Source organism: Neolewinella sp. (assembly GCF_965214665.1).
Taxonomy (GTDB): Bacteria; Bacteroidota; Bacteroidia; order Chitinophagales; family Saprospiraceae; genus Neolewinella.
The window spans coordinates 3,443,507-3,464,687 of the sequence record NZ_OZ243970.1 but is presented as its reverse complement, the minus strand read 5'-3'; the positions used below and the strand labels follow the sequence as shown (position 1 = coordinate 3,464,687).

General features: G+C 59.6%; 11 protein-coding genes. 6 read left to right on the top strand and 5 right to left on the bottom strand.

All coding sequences use genetic code 11. The features are described 5' to 3' along the window. Positions 1 to 14: 14 nt before the first annotated feature. Positions 15 to 2,030 (bottom strand): beta-L-arabinofuranosidase domain-containing protein, encoded by a 2,016-nt coding sequence (locus ACOOHD_RS14855; RefSeq protein ID WP_420458667.1) that lies wholly within the window; start codon positions 2,028 to 2,030, stop codon positions 15 to 17. A gap of 192 nt (positions 2,031 to 2,222) precedes the next feature. On the opposite strand from ACOOHD_RS14855, the gene ACOOHD_RS14850 reads away from it, so the two are divergent. The 6 genes from ACOOHD_RS14850 to ACOOHD_RS14825 are packed head-to-tail and all read left to right on the top strand — an operon-like array spanning position 2,223 to position 12,945. Further along, positions 2,223 to 5,312: a SusC/RagA family TonB-linked outer membrane protein gene (locus tag ACOOHD_RS14850; RefSeq protein WP_420458666.1), complete on the top strand. Its 3,090-nt coding sequence runs from the start codon at positions 2,223 to 2,225 to the stop codon at positions 5,310 to 5,312. A gap of 9 nt (positions 5,313 to 5,321) precedes the next feature. After that, entirely contained in the window at positions 5,322 to 6,932 is a 1,611-nt protein-coding gene (locus ACOOHD_RS14845; RefSeq protein WP_420458665.1) for a RagB/SusD family nutrient uptake outer membrane protein, read from the top strand. Between the two features lie 35 nt (positions 6,933 to 6,967). Next, on the top strand, positions 6,968 to 8,095 hold the full coding sequence (locus ACOOHD_RS14840) for a SusE domain-containing protein (RefSeq protein WP_420458664.1): 1,128 nt from the start codon (positions 6,968 to 6,970) through the stop codon (positions 8,093 to 8,095). A gap of 47 nt (positions 8,096 to 8,142) precedes the next feature. Continuing rightward, positions 8,143 to 9,306: a glycoside hydrolase family 76 protein gene (locus ACOOHD_RS14835; protein WP_420458663.1), complete on the top strand. Its 1,164-nt coding sequence runs from the start codon at positions 8,143 to 8,145 to the stop codon at positions 9,304 to 9,306. Between the two features lie 25 nt (positions 9,307 to 9,331). Then, the gene (locus ACOOHD_RS14830) at positions 9,332 to 10,765 is read left to right on the top strand and encodes a glycoside hydrolase family 125 protein (RefSeq protein WP_420458662.1); all 1,434 of its coding nucleotides are present in this window, start codon (positions 9,332 to 9,334) and stop codon (positions 10,763 to 10,765) included. Positions 10,766 to 10,800: 35 nt separating this feature from the next. Continuing rightward, positions 10,801 to 12,945 carry a GH92 family glycosyl hydrolase gene (locus ACOOHD_RS14825; protein ID WP_420458661.1) on the top strand — a complete coding sequence of 715 codons (2,145 nt, stop codon included), beginning with the start codon at positions 10,801 to 10,803 and terminating at the stop codon, positions 12,943 to 12,945. On the opposite strand, the gene ACOOHD_RS14820 is transcribed toward ACOOHD_RS14825, so the two are convergent. The 4 genes from ACOOHD_RS14820 to ACOOHD_RS14805 all read right to left on the bottom strand — a co-directional run bounded on the left by ACOOHD_RS14820 (position 12,925) and on the right by ACOOHD_RS14805 (position 21,164). Further along, on the bottom strand, positions 12,925 to 15,186 hold the full coding sequence (locus tag ACOOHD_RS14820; protein WP_420458660.1) for a GH92 family glycosyl hydrolase: 2,262 nt from the start codon (positions 15,184 to 15,186) through the stop codon (positions 12,925 to 12,927). The genes ACOOHD_RS14825 and ACOOHD_RS14820 overlap by 21 nt on opposite strands. A gap of 148 nt (positions 15,187 to 15,334) precedes the next feature. Continuing rightward, positions 15,335 to 16,036 carry a DUF3823 domain-containing protein gene (locus ACOOHD_RS14815; protein WP_420458659.1) on the bottom strand — a complete coding sequence of 234 codons (702 nt, stop codon included), beginning with the start codon at positions 16,034 to 16,036 and terminating at the stop codon, positions 15,335 to 15,337. 28 nt (positions 16,037 to 16,064) lie between these two features. Beyond that, entirely contained in the window at positions 16,065 to 17,984 is a 1,920-nt protein-coding gene (locus ACOOHD_RS14810) for a RagB/SusD family nutrient uptake outer membrane protein (protein WP_420458658.1), read from the bottom strand. 6 nt (positions 17,985 to 17,990) lie between these two features. Next, positions 17,991 to 21,164, bottom strand: a complete 3,174-nt coding sequence (locus ACOOHD_RS14805) for a SusC/RagA family TonB-linked outer membrane protein (protein WP_420458657.1) — start codon at positions 21,162 to 21,164, stop codon at positions 17,991 to 17,993. Positions 21,165 to 21,181 lie beyond the last annotated feature (17 nt).

The following is a 21,181-nucleotide window of genomic DNA, read 5'->3' as shown; positions in this document are numbered from 1 at the left end:
GCATGGTCTGTTACTCACCGCACGTCGATAACCGGGAATTGCGCGATCCGCAGCGTCGTACAGCCGTAGGGAATGAGCGTGATCTGTTCCGTGGTCAGCTCGTCGCGCGCCATACGCGGGTGGGCGGGCAGGGGGCCGGTCCGGTGGTCGTACGCTTGCCACTCCTCCACCCGGGCGGCCTTCACCCGGATGCGGAGGGGGGCGTTCTCCAGGTTCCAGGGCATGTCGCTTACGGGCCCGTCGGCCACCTCGACAACGAAGTTCTTTTGCTCGACCTCCGACCAGGGGATGCCGTAGTTCCAGGGCTCGTCGGTGGTGACCTCGTACCAGCTGTGGGGCCAGCGCTCGGTGTTGCGCTCGGTCCAGTTTTCGGAGAGTTTCAGGGCGTAGACCAGGGGTCCGCGCTCCACCCCGACCGACTGCTGGAACCAGCGGCTGGTCCGCACCGTCATCGGTAGTTGCAGTTCGACCCGGTCGCCCACCGTCCAGTTGCGGTCGAGTACCACGACCCGGTCGGTCGCCTCTACCCGCTGCGCCTCGCCGTTGACGCTTACCGTCCAGGTATCAGTCGCCCACTCGGGGATGCGCAGGTGCAGCGGGAAATTTGCCGCCTCGCCCTCCGTCAGCTCGAAGCGGATCGTCTCCTCGAAGGGGTAGTCGGTGGTCTCGGTAAAGGTCACCTCCTGGCCATCCGCTACCCGGGCCGTGACCTCCGAGGCACCGTAGACCAGGGCCGCCAGCCCGTTATCGGCCGTGGCGTACCAGAGGTTCTGTATGTACTTCGGGTAGCTCTGGTGCATATTGGTGGTGCAGCAGGTGTAGCCGGTTTCCACGCCGTACACCAGCCGCTGATCGTCGTTGTCGAAGAAGTTGTACTCCCCGCCCATCACGTCGATCTGGTTGACCTGCTGGAAGTACTGCTTGCGCATCCAGTCGTCGCTGTGCTGGGTGGGCACCACGTTGAAGGTGACCTTTTCCAGGTAGTCGCCGTAGTACATGTCGCCCGTGATCGGCAGCATCGTCTCCAGGGAGAACATCATCTCGGCCGCGGTGCAGAATTCGGAGCCCTGTGTCGGGTCGTTGCCGTGCAGGCGTTCGTCGGCGCCGTACATTCCGTTTACGAAGCCGTGTACGTCCCGCAGTACGTCCAGTCCTGCTTTGGGCGCGTTGCGGTGATCGTCCCGCTCGGCGTGATTCTGCCAGTACACGACCGGTGCCTTTAGCCCCTGGGCGATATTGACGCAGTGCAGGTTCGGCAGCGGGTTGGTGACGGCGATGCGGCCGTCGGTGAATACGGTGGTCCAGTCGAAGGTCTGGGCGTGGAGGGTCTCCCCCAGTTCGAGCAGGAAGTCATTGCCCGTGATGTTGTACAGCCAGTATACCACGGCTAGGTTATCGGCTCCCCGGCGGTTGGCCCAGAAGGAGTAGTGGCCTAGCTCGGTGTTCTGCAATTCCTGCTGCTGGTACCTGAAATAGTCGGTCATCAGGTCGATCACCCGCTCGTCCTCCGTAGCCAGGTAGTACTGCTGTAGCACCTTTAGCATCACCATGCGGGGCCACCAGTCGCGGCGCGGTTCCTGCTGGGTGCCGGGGATGCGTTCGTAGCCCTCCGCTAGGGGTTCGGGACCGAAGTAGCCGTCGTCCCGCTGGTTGCTGATGCTCCATTCGATCCAGGGCTGCACCTTAGCCTTGAGCTCCTCGTCGTCGAGTAGGTAGGCGAGTGGGGTAAGTCCATCGAGCCAGTAAGGGCCTCTTTCCCAGCCGTCCCCTCCCCCGCCCAGCCAGCCGTTCGTGGGGCCAATAACTAGGGAATACATGCTATCGAGGTGGCCGGTCATGCCGTCGCGCTGTAGCTCCAACATCCTGCGGAGCCAGCCGTGGGGTTTGATCGCGCCTAGGGGTAGGGCCGTGTAGGGGGTGGCTACTAGCGGGGGCTGGTTGGTGATGTAGTGCTGGTTGCGGTCGGTAGAGGACTGCGCGCCCAACCAGCAAGGCAGGCAAACCACTAGAAGCAAGATAAACTGGCGCATCGACGAGTGTATTTGGCGTATAGGGAGGGAAACAAAGCGTACTGACAGCTAAGCGGGCGGGGTCGCAGGTGCAAAGTAATGTGGACTACCCTGAGTATGATCGAAAGTCAGCATGCGATAAATATAGCAAAGAAGTTGAAGATGATAAAACGATTTAGTATATTCGGTCCTCTCCAGTAAATTGGCCAGTACATGACTACATCCTTCGATCCTTCCGGTCTATCGCGTAGGCGGAGCGTTATTCTCTATCTAGTAGTTGGAGGACTGCTTTTCCTTTCCTCCCCAAGTTGGGCGCAGTCTTCCTCCCCGGTCACGGTCACGGGTACGGTAACCGATGGGGATGGCATCACGCTACCCGGGGTCACGGTGCAGGAGCTAGGCAGTGACAACGGAGCCGTGACGGACTTCGAGGGCACCTACTCCCTTACGGTGACCTCTCCGGAAGCCACCCTCCGGTTCTCCTTCGTGGGTATGGCTACGGTGAAGCGACAGCTAGCGGGTCAGACCAGCGTAAGTGTACAGCTTCAGGACGACGTCGCTACCCTGGGTGAGGTAGTGGTAGTTGGCTACGGTACCCAGAAGCGATCGCGGGTGGTTACGGCCGTTGATCAGGTCGGGGAAGATGCCTTCGAGGGCCGGGCGGTGGTAAACACTACCCAGGCTTTACAGGGGCAGTCAGGCAGCCTGGTCATTCAGCAGCCTAATTCGGAACCCGGCGCCGGAGTCAACATCAATATTCGTGGCATCAGTACGCTAGGTGACAACTCACCCCTGGTGGTTATTGACGGCATTGTAGGGGGGGACATCAACTCCCTTAATCCGGCCGATATTGAGAACGTGTCTATTCTTAAGGATGCCGGTAGCGCAGCGATCTACGGCTCGCGGGCGAGCAATGGCGTGGTGCTGATCACGACCAAGCAGGGACAGAAGAACCGCCGGCCCACCCTACAGTATAACGGACTGGTTGGAATTAATACCCCTACCTTCTTCACCCGCCCGGTGGAAGCCGTAGAGAATGCCATCCTACGCAACGAGGCGGCCTTTAACAGTGATGCCAGCGGGGCTATCTATACCCCCGAGCAGGTACGCGCCATCGAAGCACGGGGCTCGCGGGAGTGGTTTGCCGACGCTATCGTACAGGACGCCCTCCAGCAAAACCATAACCTTTCGCTTAGCGGTGGCACGGACGCCACTACGTACCTGGTATCCGCCGGGTACACCGACCAGCGCAGCAACTTCGTCGGTCCCGATCGCGGGCTTAAGCGCTACAACTTCCGACTTAACCTCAGCACTGAGGTGGACCGCTTCAAGTTTGCCAGTACGCTTTCTTACGCCAAGCGGCAGGTAGAGGACCATTCCTCTAGTACAAGCGTCCTGATGGTCGATGCGTTTCGTGTGCCCCTGTACTACGATCAGCAGGATAGCCTAGGGCGTTACCTGACGAACGATGTATTGCAGGAGTTCAACCCCCTGGGTATTCTAGAAGCAGGCGGATTCCGGCGTTACGACGATGATGACCTCTTCGGCACCCTGAGTGGTGAGTTGACGCTTGCCCCGGGGCTCAAAGTTAGGGGAGTGTTTGGCGGCCGACTTTACTATAATTCCCTCTTCGCACGTAGTGAGCGGGTCGACTTCTTCCCCAAGGGGGTTGCCAACGCAAACCGGGACACTCGCGATGAGATGCGTCGTAGCCTCGACCTCAATACGCAGTTGCTGCTCGAGTACGGTACGACCTTTGGTAGCCAATCCGATGTGGATCTCCTGTTGGGAGCCTCTAATGAGAACCACCGCGACCGGGGTATCGGGCTTTTCAAGCGGTTTACCGACCCCGATCTAGGCACACCTACTACCGAAACCGAGATCGATGAGGGCAGCTACAACTCTAATCAGAGCTCTTCCCGCAGGAGCCTTAACAGCCTCTTCGGGCGTGCCTCTTACGCCTTCGCCGATCGGTACTTTGCCGAGTTTAGCTTTCGCTACGATGGATCGTCGAAGTTTCGCGACGAGCTGCGCTGGGGGTTTTTCCCGTCGGTATCCCTGGGATACAATCTGACGGAGGAACCTTTTATGACCAACTACCGGGAGCGGGTGGGTAGTATCAAGGTGCGGGCTTCGTACGGTATTCTGGGCAATCAGAACGTCGGAGACTTCCAGTACCAGACTACCTATTTCACCTTTCAGAATGCCTATGGCTTCGACAATTCCGGGGTGAGCGGGGCAGGTTACAACTTCGCCAACCCCAACCTGCAGTGGGAGCGGGCCGCTACCCTCAACCTGGGAGCCGACCTCGACTTCTTGCGGGGTGCCTTCTCCGTGGCCTTCGATTATTACAACAAGGTCACCTCCGACATCCTCGTGCCCCCGGCTGTACCGGGCGTCTACGGTACGGGGCTACCGGACTTCAATGCCGGAAAGGTGCAGACCCGGGGCTGGGAGCTAGGCCTCACCTACCGGCACGCCGGAGACGTATTCAACCACTCCATTAGAGCTAACCTGGGAGACTCTCAGAACAAAGTTCTTGACTTTCAGGGGGGGGAGCGCCTTACGGGTGTCGAGGAACTGCAGATCATTCTTCGGGAGGGACTGCCCTATGCTTCCTACGTGGGCCTAAAGCGCGACGGCTACTTCCAGAATGTTGAAGAGATCGAGGGCGCTGCGGTTCCGGAAGGGATTACCGTAGTACCGGGGGACAACCGTTATGTCGACCTGAACGAGGACGGAGTAATCAACGACGAGGACAAATTTGTCTTTGGCAATCCGTTCCCCCGCCTCACGTTCGGGCTGACCTACAACGTGGCCGTGCGCGGCTTCGACGCCAGCGTATTCGTCCAGGGGGTCGGCCGGCGCACGATGATGATCCGTGGCGAGCAAGTGGAGCCGTTTCACTTCAACTACGGTGCCACGATGTACACCCACCAGCTAGATTACTGGACGCCGCAAAATACCGATGCGCGCTACCCCCGCCTAGCCAATGCCGGCACCCAGAGCAACACCAATAATTTCCGCCGCGGCTCGGACATGTACCTCTTCGACGGGGCCTACGCCCGGCTCAAGAACGTCCAGCTTGGCTATACCCTCCCCGAATCGCTTAGCCGGCGGGTCGGGCTGCAGCGCCTGCGCATTTACGCCTCCGGCCAGAACTTAGCTACTATCAGTAAACTAAAATTTGCCGACCCTGAGCTTACTGAGTTCGACAGCAATCTCCGTAATGCCGGGGCCAACAGCGCCCGTGCGTACCCCACCCTCGTCTACTACGGCGTAGGTATTGACGCCACCTTTTAACCCCGCCCCGTGAAAAACCTACTCCGACTTCCCCGACTATACGCACTCTGCGGCCTACTGCTGCTCGGCAGCTGTCAATCGCTGGACCTTATCCCCGAGAATACCTTCACCGATGCCAGTTACTGGACGAGTACCGATAAGGCGCTTACCTTTCTGAATACGGCCTACAGCCAGCTGTACAGTGCTAACGCCTTTTTTTACAACGAGGCGCTTTCCGATAATGCTTGGGCACGCGACCAGGATATAATTGCTATCGCTACCGGCACCTATGACCCCTCCCAGGGCCGTATTCAGGGGGAGTGGGATGGGCGTTACGCCGGCATTAAGACCTGTAACCTTTTCCTCGCTAACGTCGACCGGGTAGGCGATATGGACGAAGCGCTCCGTGAGCGCACCAAGGCCGAAGCCCGGTTTATCCGTGCCTGGCAGCACTTCCAGCTCATGACGTGGTTCGGCGACGTTCCCCTGCTTCGTAGCGACCCTACTATCGAAGAGGCCCAAACGCTGAGCCGTACGCCCCGTGGGGAGGTGCTGGCCTTCATTCGCTCCGAGCTTACCGACATTATCGACATTCTGCCGACACGCGAGGAGTATGGAGAACAGGATCGCGGCCGCATCACCCGCGGAGCGGCCATGGCGGTACTGGCCCGGGTAGACCTTTACGAGGGAGACTGGAAGTCGGTAGCTACCCTTACCGAACGCATCATGGACGGCGAGGCTGGCGGCTACAGTCTATTTCCTGACTACGCAGCTTTGTTCCTACCGGAGAATGAATACAGTGCGGAGGATATACTTAGTCTTCAGTACGTACCTGAGTTTCGCATGTGGGTGGAATACTTCGATATAGCACCCCTTTCGGCCGGTGCCCGCCTCAATGCGCTAGCGCCCAGTCAAGAACTGGTCGATAGCTACCGGATGCGCAACGGGGCTAGGATTGAAGCGGCTGACTCCGGCTACGACGAGAACGACCCCTACACGGATCGCGACCCCCGGCTGACTGCCACCGTGGTATACCACAATTACGAGTGGGAAGATTTACGGGGTAGCCACATCATCTACATCGAGCCGGGCTCCGATCCCGACGAACCAATTGACGAGTACGCTCCGGGTTCCTCTACCACGCCTACGGGCTACTACACCCGCAAATACTTCGACCCCACCCACCAGACGGCGCTGGCCTCAGGACTGAACTTGATGCTGGTACGCTACGCCGATGTACTACTGATGCATGCCGAGGCCAAGATGGAACTGGGCGAACTAGATGCTGCCGTCTGGAACCGTACCATCCGGCCGCTGCGCGAGCGGGCTGGCTTTACCGACCCGGCAGCACTGGAATTCTCCGGTAGCGATCAGGCCGGGCTACGGCAGGAAGTACGTAATGAGCGACGCGTAGAACTAGCCATGGAGGGGCTGCGCATTTTTGACATTCGTCGCTGGCGCATCGCAGAAGAGGTACTCAACGGCTGGCTGAACGGAGCCCGCTACGGACCCTCCGGCACCGACGATGGGTACCTGCGGGTACAACTGCGCACCTTCGACCCCGCCAAGCACTACCTCTGGCCGATCCCTCGCGATGAACGCCTCATCAACGAAAACCTCACCCAGAATCCCGGCTGGTAAACCCCGCCTATCCCTACTAGCTAAACTCTTTTACCATGCGATCGATCATCCAGTACACCGCACCCCTTTTTCTACTGCTACTTCTGCTAGGCTGCGAAGAGGAGGAGACCTTTACGTTGGCTGAGATTTCTCCGGTAGAGACACTCTACGCTCCCGAAGAGGGCCGCTTCTTCGATCTCGGGGCCCAGGGGTCAGCTGCCTTCGAATGGCAGGCAGCCAAGGCCTCCGATAACGGCGTCGTACTGTATGATGTAGCCTTTGATGTGGAGGGGGGGGACTTCTCCAATCCTATTTACGTCGTAGCTTCCGACGGGCGCGGATTTGAGAATCGGCTGACCCTCTCGTTCACCGAGCTCAACCAGATCGCTACCCTTGCCGGAGTCGAGGCGGAGGACCAGGCTACCCTACAGTGGACGGTGTGGAGCTCCAAGGGTATCAATGTCACCAAGTCAGGACTGACCCGCAGTTTCGCGGTACGCCGCCCCGGCGGCTTTCCCACCCCCGACCAGCTTTTTCTAACCGGCTCGGCGACCGAGGGGGGGGAGGAGATTGCCGAAGCCCGGGCTTTCACCAAAACCGGAGCGACTACCTACGAGATCTACACTAGCCTTAAACCCGGCACCTACCGCTTCATCACTCGCCGCGATGATACGGCAGAAAGTTTTTACATCGACGGTGTCAAGTTCCGGGCTGATGGAGAGACTACCCAGACCGACGATGAGCAGGTGTACCGTATCCGACTTGATTTCAGTGACGGAACGGTGAGTACCTCCACTATCGATAAGGTGGAATTGTGGTTCCCGCCCCGCGGGGAGTTTCCCTTTGCCCTTAACTATTCCGGAAACGGTACCTGGGTGGCTGATGATCAGCCCTTCGAGTTCAAGGAGGAGAGTTGGGGGCGCGATGAGCGCTATAAATTTAGGTTCACGGTCACCGACAGCGACGGAAATACCACCGAAGAATGGTACGGCAGCCGAAATGGTGATAACGCCCGGCCAGACGGTAACACTCCGGCGGACTTCTACGAGCTGGTACCCGTGACGGATGATTACTGGGCCAACTCCTTTAAGTTCCGTACCGAGGTAGACATGGCTACTATCGACGTGCGTATCATCTTTAACGATAGCGTACCCGAATACACCCACGTCGTGACCGTACAGTGATCACTACTCCCCTCATTCGGCGCAGTCTGCCCATAGCCCCCGTAGCCATGACCTACCCCCGTCTTCCTATCCTTCTACTAAGTCTTGTCATTTTACTTGTATCCTGCGAAAAAGAGGAACCTATTCCTCTGCGGGAACCCGTACCGGGTGGTACTACCGACCGGGTGTACGACTACGCAGCTACGGCTGACTCCATGCAGGAGGCTACCCGCACGACTTACCTCGGCGGCGATGGTACCTACGTGATCAGTAATCAGGGCACGACGCAGTTTGGTAACTACTGGCCAAACGCCCACGCTTTGCACACATTAGTCGATGGATACGAGCGTACCGGTGATCCTGCCTATTTGCCCCGTATGATTGCCCTGCTGCGCGGTATAAAAGTCCAAAATGGAGGTACCTACTCTAATGTATTCAACGATGACATGCTCTGGCTCGGCAATTCAAGTATGCGTGCCTATAACGCCACCGGTAATACCGAATACCTGGAGGTCGCGGAGTTCCTCTGGCAGGACGTACTGGGAAGCTACAGCGAGGTCTTCGGTGGGGGTATCACCTGGAAGAAGGACACGCCGCGAATGAAGAACGCCGTTTCCAACGGTCCGGCCATCGTACTGGCCATGCGCCTCTACGAAGTGAATCAGGATACGACCTACCTTGACTGGGCCAAGCGGCTCTACGACTGGCAGCGGGCAAATCTACTCGACCCCGACACCGGTGAGGTATGGGATAATATCTATGAGGAGGACGGAGAGGTGAAGATCAAGAAAGAATGGGTATTCACTTACAATATGGGTACCTGGATTGGGGCCGGTCTACGCCTGTACAACGCCACCGGCAGTGAGAGCTACCTCAACGATGCCCTACGTACCGCCCGGCGTACGACCGTCAGTCCGCAACTCACCACCGAGGGCCTGCTGCGCGACGAGGGGCAGGGTGACGGTGGCCTATTCAAGGGGATACTTGTACGGTACCTCACCGACCTAATCCTGTCGCCCGACATTCGGGACGATGACCGCGACGCCCTAGTACGATTTATGCGCTTTAACGGAGAAACCCTCCACGACCAGGGTATCCGCAGGCCGGATATGATTGTAGGTCCTGACTGGCGGACCCAGCCTGATGAGGTAACCGACCTGACCACTCAACTCAGCGGCCTGATGCTCATCGAGGCTATGGCTAAACTCGCCGCTGCCGGCCTTTTAGGCTAGCTTTACCCAAACACATCCACACCCTATGAACCGAAAAACCTTCCTCCGCCATTCTGCCCTTATCGGAGGCATTGCATCCTGCGCACCCGCCCACCTACTCAGTATGCGGGGCGTATCCTCTAAAGACTTTCCTATAGTACGCACTCCGGAGGCTGAACGCAACTTCCGCAGCCGCGCCGTCGAGGAAGCTATCACCACCTTTATTAAGAGCGTGGACGATGAGGAGCTCTGCTGGCTATTCAATAATTGCTTTCCGAATACCCTCGATACGACCGTCACCTATACCGAGCCTGGTGGCAAGCCCGATACCTACGTGATCACCGGCGATATCGATGCTATGTGGCTGCGCGACAGCTCGGCGCAGGTGTGGCCCTATATGCAGTTTGCCGACCAGGACCCCGCCCTCAAGAACCTGATCGCCGGAGTGATCAACCGGCAGACCAGCTACGTCCTGAAGGATCCCTACGCCAATGCCTTCTACGATGATCCCGAAAAGCGGGGCGAGTGGACCTCCGACAGCACCGACATGCTGCCCGGCGTACATGAGCGGAAGTACGAGATCGACAGCCTCTGCTACCCCATCCGCCTGGCCTACAACTACTGGAAAACGACCGGTGATACGGCCCCCTTCGACGACGACTGGCGGCGTGCCATCGCCAGTACGTTGCGGGTGTTCCGTGACCAGCAGCAGAAGGACGGGAGTAACCCCTACAGCTTCCAGCGCACCACGCCCCACGCTACCGATACCCGTACGCTACGGGGGGCGGGTTACCCCGTCAATCCCGTAGGCCTGATCTGTAGTGCCTTCCGGCCCAGTGACGATGCTACGGTATTTTCGTTTTTGATTCCCTCCAATTTCTTTGCCGTAGTGAGCCTGCGCCAGGCCGCCGAGATGCTGGAGGCCCTGGGGCAGGGCGAACGTGCCAGCCCTACAGACCTGCGTGCCCTGGCCGCGGAGGTCGAAACCGCCCTGGAGGAGCACGCCATTGTGGAGCACGAGAAGTACGGCCCGATCTACGCCTTCGAGATCGACGGCTTCGGCAGCCAGTTGCTCATGGACGATGCCAATGTGCCCAGCCTGCTCTCCCTGCCCTACCTCGATGCGGTAAGCCGCGATAATGAGGTCTACCAGAATACCCGCGACTTCGTGTGGTCGCAGGATAACCCCTTCTTCTTCAGCGGTACGGCCGCCCGGGGCATCGGCGGGCCCCACGTAGGCATGGATATGATCTGGCCCATGGCCATCACGATGTACGGACTCACCAGCGACGATGATGGGGAGATCCGCGCGGCCGTCGCCCAGCTCAAAGCCACCCACGGCGGCACGGGCTTCATGCACGAGTCCTTCGACAAGGACGATCCCACCAACTTCACCCGCGCGTGGTTCGCCTGGGCCAATACGCTCTGCGGAGAGTTCCTCTGGAAGACCTACCAGCAGCGGTCCGAATTGCTGGGTTGAACTACTCTCCCCACTTACGCAGCAAAACTAAGTGTATGTACCCCCGTCTCTGCACCCTTCTTTTGTTCATCCTGTTCCTTCAGTCCTACCGGGTGGGCGGGCAGACGGCGGAGGAGCCGGCGGCAGGGAGCCCCTACGTCACCGACCCCGCGAGCTACGTCGACCCTTTTCTAGGCACCGCTCCCCTCACGGACCCCGCCTTCATCGGCTATACCCCTCCGAAGGACTGGCGGGTATGGGCGGGGCTGACCTACCCCGGCTCGTCACTGCCCAATGCCATGGTACAGCTCAGTCCCATCACCGAGTACGGTAGCGGGGCGGGCTACGAGTACGAAGACAGCACCATCATCGGCTTTACCCACACCAACAAGGGGCACTGGAACCTGTGTAACGTACCCGTGCTACCGCTTTCCGGTGGTGCCGAGTACCCCTACGCCTCCCGTTTCGACAAGGCGACGGAGGCGGCATCCCCTGCTTTTTACGGGGTGACGCTGACGGATTACGGCGTCGAGGTGCGATTAACCTCCACCCTGCGTACGGGGTACCACGCCTACACCTTCGCCGATCCGACCGACCGCCGCCTGCTCTTCGACCTCGGCCGGGCGAACAACCGCGTGCGCGACTGGGCCATCGCGCAGGAGGGGGAGGACCGACTATCGGGCTACCAGGATATGGGCGGAGAGCAGGTCTACTTCTACGCCATCCTCAGCACGCCGATCCGGCAGCTCGAGCGGAGTGAGGGTGACGATAGGGGGTATGCCGTGGTCGATCTCGGCGAAGGCGGGGCGGAGGTGAGCATGACCATCGGTCTGTCCTTCACCAGTACGGAAAATGCCCGCCAGAACCTGGAGGAAGTAGGGGACCGCAGTTTCGATCAAGTCCGGCAAGATGGAGTCGACACCTGGAACCAACTGCTGGGAAAGGTCGCCGTAGCAGGAGGCAGCGAGCGCGAACGCCGCATTTTCTACTCTTCCCTCTACCGCACTTTCCTCTGGCCGGCCCTGCGCGGTGATGCCAACGACGGCTTCGATTACTACACCAAGCCCTCCCTCTGGGATACCTACCGCAATAAACTCGTGCTGCTCAGCATGCTGCGGCCTCAGGTAGCGGGCGACGTCATCCAGAGTATGATCGCCCTGGGCGAGGAGGACGGCTTCATGCCCACCTTCTTCCACGGCGATCACGCCGCCCCCTTCATCGCCAACGCCTACGCCCAGGGGGTACGTAATTTCGACCTGGACCGGGCCTACGAGCTACTGATCAACAACGCCTACAAAGAAGGCGGCACCCGCCCCTACATTCGGGAATACATCGAGCAGGGCTACGTTCCCGAGCCCGTAGTAGAAAACCCCAATACCGAAACGAAGGCCGCCGCCGGCGTGTCTAAGACCCTGGAGTACGCCCTGGACGATTACTCCCTCGCCCAACTCGCCCGTGCACGGGACGATGACGAGCACTACCGGGACCTGCTCGCCCGCGCCGGCAACTACCGCAACGTCTTCGACCCGGCCACCCATTTCATGCGCGGGCGCCTGGCTAGTGGCGACTGGGTCACCCCCTTCGACTCCGAATACCCCTACTACGAATACATGTACCGCGAGGCCAACGCCTGGCAACTGTCCTTCTACGTGCCCCACGATATGCCGGGCCTGGTCGAGCTGTACGGCGGACCGGCACCCTTCGAGTCCAAGCTCGATTCCCTCTTCACCCTACCCTGGAACCCCGAGCATATCGCCCGCAACATATCGAGCTTCATCGGGCAGTACTGCCATGGCAACCAGCCCGATCACGAGGCCCCCTACGCCTACTACGCCATCGGCAAACCGGAAAAGTCGCAGGCGCTGATCGATCGCATCTTGTCCGATTTCTACGCCGTGGGAGAAGATGAACGGGCACTCTGTGGCATGGATGATGCCGGCGAGATGAGCGCCTGGTATGTATTCGCCGCCGCGGGACTCTACCCCCTCTCCCCGGCCGATAATGAGTACCTGGTCAGCCTACCGGTCTTCGAGCGGGTACGCTGGCAGGTGGGGGATACGGTGCTGGTGGTAGAGCGGGCCGGTGAGGGGCGTACACTTACTACTGCTGAGCTGAACGGCCAGCCCATGAGCAAGGAGTACTATTTACCCCACGCCGATCTGCGTAAGGGAGGTACACTGCTACTCCGAAGTACGCGATAGCGAATAGGGATAAGCCTCCGCCGTAGTCCCCCGCTCCCGATTAGGCTCCGCCCCCATTTCGATCTCGATCTCCGCCCCCTCCATCAGCGCGGAGTGGCGCAGGTAGTTCTTATTGTAGACCTCCCCGTTGACGGTCATCCGCTGAATATAGCGGTTATCCGGCCCATTGTTGGGGGCGCTGATCGTGACCGTATTGCCATTTTCCAGGTGCAGGGTAGCTTTTTGAAACAATGGTGCCCCCAGTACATATTCGTCCGTAGCCGGTGCCACGGGGTAAAAGCCCAGGGCCGAGAAGACGTACCAGGCCGAGGTCTGTCCGTTGTCCTCATCGCCGCAGTAGCCGTCGGGGGTGGGCTGGTACATGCGGTTCATGGTCTCGCGTACCCAGTACTGCGTCTTCCAGGGCTGACCGGCGTAGTTGTATAGGTAGATCATGTGCTGGATCGGCTGGTTGCCGTGGGCGTACTGCCCCATGTCGGCGATCTGCATCTCCCGGATCTCGTGGATGGTGCCGCCGTAGTAGCTGTCGTCGAAGATTGGCGGTAGGGCGAATACCGTATCCAGCTGCGCTACGAACTGCTCCTCGCCCCCCATCAGGTCGATCAGCCCCTGCATATCGTGGAAGACCGACCAGCTGTAGTGCCAGCTATTGCCCTCGGTGAAGGCATCGCCCCACTTGAAGGGGTTGAAGGGAGACTGAAAACTTCCATCTTTGTTCTTGCCGCGCATCAGCTGGGTCTCGGGGTCGTAAAGCTTGCGGTAGTTGAGGCTACGCTGGCGGTACTTTTCCACCTCCTCGGCCGGCCGACCGAGCTCCTTCGCAAGCTGGTAAATGGCAAAGTCATCGTAGGCGTACTCCAGGCTGCGGGCGGCACTCTCGTTGAGGTCCACGTCGTAGGGCACGTAGCCTAGTTCGGTGTAGTAGTCGGCTCCGGCACGGCCCACGGCGGTGAGCGGACCGGCATGGTTCGCCCCGTGGATCAACGCATCGTAGAGGGTATCGATATCGTAATCATATGCCTCCCCGCTCTTCAGGTAGGCCTCGGCAACCACGGAGGCAGAGTTGTTGCCCACCATCACGTTGCGCAGTCCCGGACTGGCCCACTCCGGCAGCCAGCCGCTTTCCTTATAGGCATTGGCCAGACCCTCCTGCATCTGTCCGTTCAGCTCCGGGTACATCAGATTCAGGAAGGGAAACAGCGCCCGGAAGGTATCCCAGAAGCCGGTATCGGTAAACATGTACCCGGGCAGCACCTTGCCGTTGTACGGGCTATAGTGGACCACCTGGCCGTCCGCGTCATACTCGAAGAACTTACGCGGGAAGAGCAGCGAGCGGTACAGACAGCTATAGAAGTTACCGAACTGCTCGGGGGTACCCCCTTCTACTTCGATCCGACCCAGCTCTTCATTCCAGATGTCCCGGCCGGTCTCACGCACCGTATCGAAATCGTCCTGTCCCAGCTCCGCCAGGTTGCGCGCCGCCTGTTCGTGGCTGATGAAGGAGCTCGCCACCCGGGCGTGCACCCGTTCTCCCTTGATGGTCGGGAAGCCAATCACTGCACCTGCGTGCCCCGCCTGCATTTCCAGCTCACTGCTCAGCGTGGTGTCGCTAAAGGTCTGGGTCACGGTAAAGTCCTTATCGAACTCCACCACGAAGTAGTTTTTGAAGTTCTCTGGCACCCCGCCGCTGTTGCGGGTCGTGTAGCCGATCACGCGGCGGGCCTCCGGTTCGATCTTCACGTACGACCCCCGGTCGAAGGCGTCGATCACCACATAGCTGCTGTCCGTCTCCGGAAAAGTGAAGCGGAACATGGCCGCCCGCTCGGTGGGGGTGAGCTCGGTGGTTACGTCGTGGTCGGCCAGGTACACGCTGTAGTAGTGCGGCTGTACGGTCTCGGCCTTGTGGGAAAACCAGCTCTGCCGTTCCTCTTCGGTGAACCGTAGCTGCCCCGTGACCGGCATCAGGCTGAACTGCCCGTAGTCGTTCATCCAGGGCGAGGGCTGGTGGGTCTGCTTGAAGCCGCGGATGCGGTTGGCGTCGTAGGTGTAGGCCCAGCCGTTGCCCATCTCGCCGGTTTGTGGGGTCCAGAAGTTCATGCCCCAGGGGCGGGCGATGGCGGGGTAGACGTTGCCGTTGGAGAGCCGATAGTCGGAGTCGGTGCCCATCAGCGGGTTGGCGTAGTCGACGGGGGTGGGCTGTGCGGTTAGGAACAGGGGGAGCAGAACGAGGAGGAAGCGCATGGGGCGGGGCCGCGGGTGCGGGAGTTTTGGAGGGCTCAACACAGAGTACACGTGCGTCAGCAGGGGTAGGGGCCCCTGGTGTAAGCTCACGGAGGTACACGGAGCCGTCGTTGGAATGAAGGTAAACAGAGGCCAGCACCTAGCGGTGCTAAAAGTCAAGCCGCTCCGTATCCGAAAAGAGCAGGTCCTCCACTCCGGCGAATTTTACGCCGACGCTGGCGAAGACGTAGTTCTGTACGGGCTGGATCTCGGGTATGTCCACGCTCAGGCTGATGCTATTCATATCGGCGATGTCCCCACCGCCCATCGCAGCGGTAGCTACGTTAGTCTGGGTGTTGGCGAAGGCCGTTTTGCTTACGTAGAGGGTGACGCTTTCGATATCCTTGGCCTGATCGCCGGTCACGATTTGCTCGAGGCTGACGGTGGCCCCCACCCGGTCCTCACCGGCGGAGATGAGGGCATTCTGGATGCGCCAGTAGGGGGTGACCTCGATGTCCATCACCTCATTACCCCGCAGGTCGATGCGGATGGTATCGGGCTGCCCCGACTGGTTTTGTAGTGGTAGGAACGGTCCCTGTCCGATGGGAATGATCATCTTATATTCCCCGTTGAACAGGAGGTGGGAAAACTCGCCCTCCGAGGTGAAGGTGCTGCCGATGGGGCCCACCTTGCCGAAGCCGTCCTGGTAGAGCTCGTAGCTGACGCGGTTGTACTCCACGTTGATGGGTTCGCCCTGGTACACGAGGCGGCCCGTCAGGCTGGTCGTAGGCTCGGCGAAGTTATCCTCTTCACAGGCCAGTACCAGGGTAGTTAATAAGATAAGGGGAAGAAACTGAAGTATGCTTCTCATGATCGGTCGTTATATAGTGAGGTACTGCTTATTGGAGGGGCTGACGGACCAGCTGGGGGTTGTTAGTCAGGATACCATCGTTGATGTTGCTGTAGTAGTTGCCCAATTGCCAGGTGTCCGCGGCGGTGACGCGACTCGGTAGTACCTCGGTGTAGTACCACTTGCCGTCGTCTTCTGCTCCGGGGTCGTACACCTTATAGGGCCACAGGGCCCAGGGCTGGGTGCTGCGCTTGGTGGCCTTCCCGATGTCTGACCTCAGGCCCTCCACGTCCATCGCTACCCCGTCGAAAACCTGGTGGGCGATTCGGAAGCGCTTCAGGTCCATGTAGTACTGCCCCTCCAGGGCGAATTCTACCCGGCGTTCGTGTACGATACGGTCGAAGGTGATCTGCTCCGGCGTGAGGGGGATGGTGAAGCCGGCACGTTCGCGCACTTGGTTCATGTAGTCCGCGGCCGTAGCCAGATCGCCCAGCTCGAAGGCCGCCTCGGCGGCAATGAGTAGAATTTCGCCGTAGCGGTACTGGATGCGGGATACGTCGCTCTGGTTGCCCCGCTGTCCGGAGCCGGGCGTGGGATCGAGGTACTTGCGTACGTAGAACCCGGAGACGGCATTCTGATCCGTCTCCTGGATCGGCCCGTCGAAGCCCACCACCTGCTGGGGGGTAGCGCTACCGGGCAGCTCGCGCAGTTGGCCCCGCTCGTTGCCGCTTACGATCTCGCCGTCGGGTAGTTGCACGCCCGCCCAGATATCTACCGGCCGGCCCTTGAAGGTGGTGCCGGGCAGGATCACCGTACCGCCCAGGCGAGCATCGCGACCGGCAAAAATGTCTTCCTGATTTTCGTAAAGGATACGGTTGCCGGCGCTATCGACCGTGGGGATGGGAGCGAAGGTGTTGTCCAGCCGCTCGAAGGACTGCACGAGGTTCAGCGAGGGGTTCATCGCACCGCCTTCCTCCTCTTCGGCACCGAAGCGGGGCTGGTTGGAGATGGTGTAGCCGTGGGTCTTGAACTTGATGAGGTATTCCTCCTGGTAGATCACCTCGGGGTTGGCGTTCTTGTCGTAGAACAGGGCCGCGAAGTTCTCCGACAGGTCATTAGGGTTCTTTGCGTAGAGGCTGTAGCTGCCGACCTCCCCGTTGATGATCTGCTGCGCCGTTTCCAGGGCCGTGGTGTAGTAGTCCTCCGCGCGGTCTGCCGGAATACCGATCACGCCACCCTCCAGCGTAACGGAGGGAGTGACCGAACTATACTTAGCTAGCGAACCGGCGTAAACGGCGGCCTGTGCCTTCATGGCTAGTGCAGCCCCGGCACTGGCCCGGGATTTGCCCTCCGAGTTCACGGGCAGCAGCGTAGCGAGTTCGGTAGCCTCCTGAATCACAAAGTCGTAGACCTCGGCTTCGGTAGACCGGGGCACCTGTAGGTAAGTAGGATCGCCGCTGAAGTCGTACACGAGGGGCTCCAGGATGATGGGCACCCCGCCGAACAGCTTGACCAGCTCGTAGTAGTACGCCGCGCGTAGGTAGCGGGCCTCGGCGGTGAAGGTGGTGATCAGTCGTTCGGGGATGGTGGCCTGGTCCATCCGCTCGATGAACAGGTTCAGTTCCCGGATGTAGCCGTAGTCCCAGGTCCCCCAGAAGCCGTAGGAGCCGTTCCAGCCCCAAGTATTGTTGTTGTGGAAAGCATTCGTCAGGCCGTCGTTGGCGGCTACGTAGACCTCGTTGAAATCAGCCATTGTTCTCCAATCATTCAATCTGTTTATAGAGAATTGACGGGAATAAAGGTTGGAAAGAATTGATTCCACCTGGGCGGGGTCGCTGAGTGCCTGCTCGGTCGTCAGAATTTCAGCGGGATCGCGATTCAGGAAGTCCTCGTCACTCTCACACGCCCAACCGCCGCAGAACAGCAGCGCGAATAGTATATAGTTGATCTTTTTCATCGTGGTGTGCATGGTCGTTTAGAAAGTGAGGTTTACCCCCGCGCTCACGACGCGTGACTGGGGATAGCCCAGGCCATTCGTCTGATTGACCTCGGGGTCGATGTTGTAGCGGCCGACGTTGTGGATCGAAAAGAGGTTAAAGCCATTGAGGTATACTCGCGCCTGCTGGATGCCGACTCGGGTAGTCAGCGGGCTGGGTAGGGTGTAGCCGAGCTGGAAGGTTCTGGCCCGGAAGGCGGTCACGTTGATGAGCCAGAAATCAGACCGCTTATTTACTGAGCTCAGTCCACCCTGGTCGAAGCGATTAGGGGGGAAGTAACCCGGGATCCACTGGCTATTTATATCGAAGGGGTCCTCCCGGTGCCAGGCGTCGCGTAGGTGCTCGGCGATGTTGCCACCCGCCGCCCGGAAGGCACGGCTCAGTTCGTTCTCTGCGGTGAAGGAGTAGCCGGAGGCCAGGGAGAAGTCCAGCGCCAGGTCGAAGCCTTTCCAGTTAGCGGTGATGCTGAGTCCTCCATTGATCAAGGGAAGGACGTCGCTGTAACCGATGGGCCGCTCGTCGTAGCCATCGATCTTGCCGTCACCGTTGACGTCCTTATAGATCAGGTCACCCGGGAGTAGGGTGTTATTGCCCTGCCCGTCGACGTTCACCTCGTAATTGTTGATCTGCTCCTGGCTCTCAAACTGCCCGATGACCTGGTAGCCCCAGGTAATGCCGGTATAGCGACCCTCGCTGGAGGCGCGGTACTCGTCCCAGGAGTTGAAGAATACGGGATTATAGGACGAGAGGAACTGGGTGCGGGCGTAGGACAGGTTAGTGGATACCGAGAAGGTGAGGCTGTTGACGCGGCCGTTGTAGGCAACTAGGCCCTCGGCACCAAATACCCGATCACTGGATACGTTCTCATCGGGAAGACTGTAACCCAGTTCGCTAGGTAATAGAATATCGTACTTCCGGCCCCGCAATCCATCCCGTTTCCGGTTGAAGGCGTCGATCTGACCGGTGACCTTACCGCCGAACAGGCTGTAGTCGGCACCTACATTAAGGATCTCGCTCGTAAACCAGGTGATATTGTTGATGGGCTGACCGTTATCCTGCGTACCCACAATGGGGTTCCCGTTCAGCACGGCCAGCCCCCGATTGTAGGAGTACCCCTCGAGGTAGGCGAAGGGGTTGATGACGTCGTCGTCCCCTACGATGCCGTAGGAAGCCCGTAGTTTCAGATTGCTGAGTACGTTCGACTCGCCCAGTAGCGACTGTAGGAACGGCTCCTCGGTGATCCGCCAGCCGATGGAGCCCCCGGGAAAGTAGCCGACGCGGCGGTCCGGGGCGAAACGCCAGGAGGCGTCCCGGCGACCGGATACCTCGATGTAGTACTTGTTGGCGAAGTTGTAGTTGAGCCGGCCCACGTAGCCCAGGCGGGCCACCTCGCGCTGGCTATCGCTAAAGCGGTCGATGTCGTTGAAGTAGATTAGCGGCAGCACGTTCGTCTGCGGCTGCGCCCGCATGTACGAACCGTTGAACTTCTGTTCGTACCGCTCGGAGAGTAGCAGCGCCCCTACCTCGTGGTTACCGAATATCTTGGAGTAGTTCAGGCCGATCTGGATATTAAGCACCTGTACCTGGCGTACCTGCCGCTCCCGGTAGGGGTTCGTACTCCCCCCGGTTCTCCGGTACTCCTCCGGGGTGTTTTCCGTTTCGGGGAAGTAGGTGTAGGTATCGTAGGTGTACTCGTGTACGTCGAGCTGCCGCTCCTCCGCGTGGTAGGAGGCCAGTCCCTGGACTGACAGCCCCGGCACGAAGGGTACTTTGTAATTCAGCGTACCATTGACCTGACCGAACTTCCGGTTGTCGCGCAGGTAGCCCCCATTTTTGAAGTTATTGTAGGCCCAGTTGGTCTCGTTGTGCCCAATGTCGTTGATGTACTCCGGGTTGTCGTTGGCGTAGGGGCGCTGCCAGGGCTTGTTGCGCATGATCGCGTAGCGGGGCAGCCAGTAATCGTCGAAGCCGGGAATGCCGGGATTTTCCGTCTTTTCCGAGTAGCCGTTGATGCCGACGCCCACCTTCAGGTTATCCGTGATGTTGACGTCGACGTTGCTGATGATGTTGGTACGGCCGTAGTCGAACTCGTCGCCGAGCACCGAATTGCTGTAGTTGCGGTTTATGGCCGCATAGTAGTTGATCCGGTCGGACCCCCCGTTCGTGTTGAGGTTGACCTGGTAGATGGGAGAGTTCTTCTTGAGAATGAAATCCGACCAGTCGAAACTCTGAAAACCACGTTCGGTACCCTGGCGGTAGCGCTCCAGGTCATCGGGGGTGATGTTGGTCGTCCCAAACCCATTGACGTCTGCCTGAATTTTCTCCAGCGCCCAGATGTAGGAGCTGTTGGTGACCGTAGGAAAGTTCACCCAGTTCTGTACGCCGTAGTTGACGTCGAGGTTAACGGAGCTGCGCTCGCCGCGTGAGCCGCGCTTGGTCGTGACCAGCACTACCCCGTTCGCGGCGCGGAAGCCGTAAATCGCCGCGGCACCATCCTTCAGAATGGAAATACTCTCGATGTCAGCGGGGGCCAGGCGATTGAATTGAAAGCCATCCTGCTGAATCCCGTCAATGACGTACAGCGGCTCCCCCATACCCCGAATCTGGACGGTGGCGGAGGCATTGGGTCGCCCGTCCGTCTGCCGGAAGGCCACGCCGGGTATCTTACCCGCCAGGCCGGTACTGGCCGAGGTACCGGAGTTCTTCACCCGGCCGAGCTCCTCGCTGCTGATGGTAGCGATGGCTCCGGTGACAGATTCTCGCTTCTGGGTGCCGTAGCCGGTCACGACGATCTCCTCCAGCGACTGGGCATCTTCACCCAGTTCCATGTCGATCGTGCTGCGGTTGTTGATGGGCACCGCCTGGGTAGCGTAGCCGATGTAGGAGAACACCAGCGTGTCGCTGCCCGCCGCGTCGATGCTGTACCGCCCGTCCACGTCCGTAGAGGTGCCCGCACCGGCGCCCGCGCCCCGTACCAGTACGCTCACGCCGATGAGGGGCTCTTCGGTAAGGGGATCGTTCACCTGGCCGGTGATGGTCATCGTGGCGGGGCCGTCCTGCGCAGTAGCCGCGGTTGAGACGCTCAGTAAGAGCAGTAGCACATAGAGCCACTTATAGGACGCCCGAGCAGGCAGGGTTGATCTACGAGTCATTGCTAGTGATTTAAAAC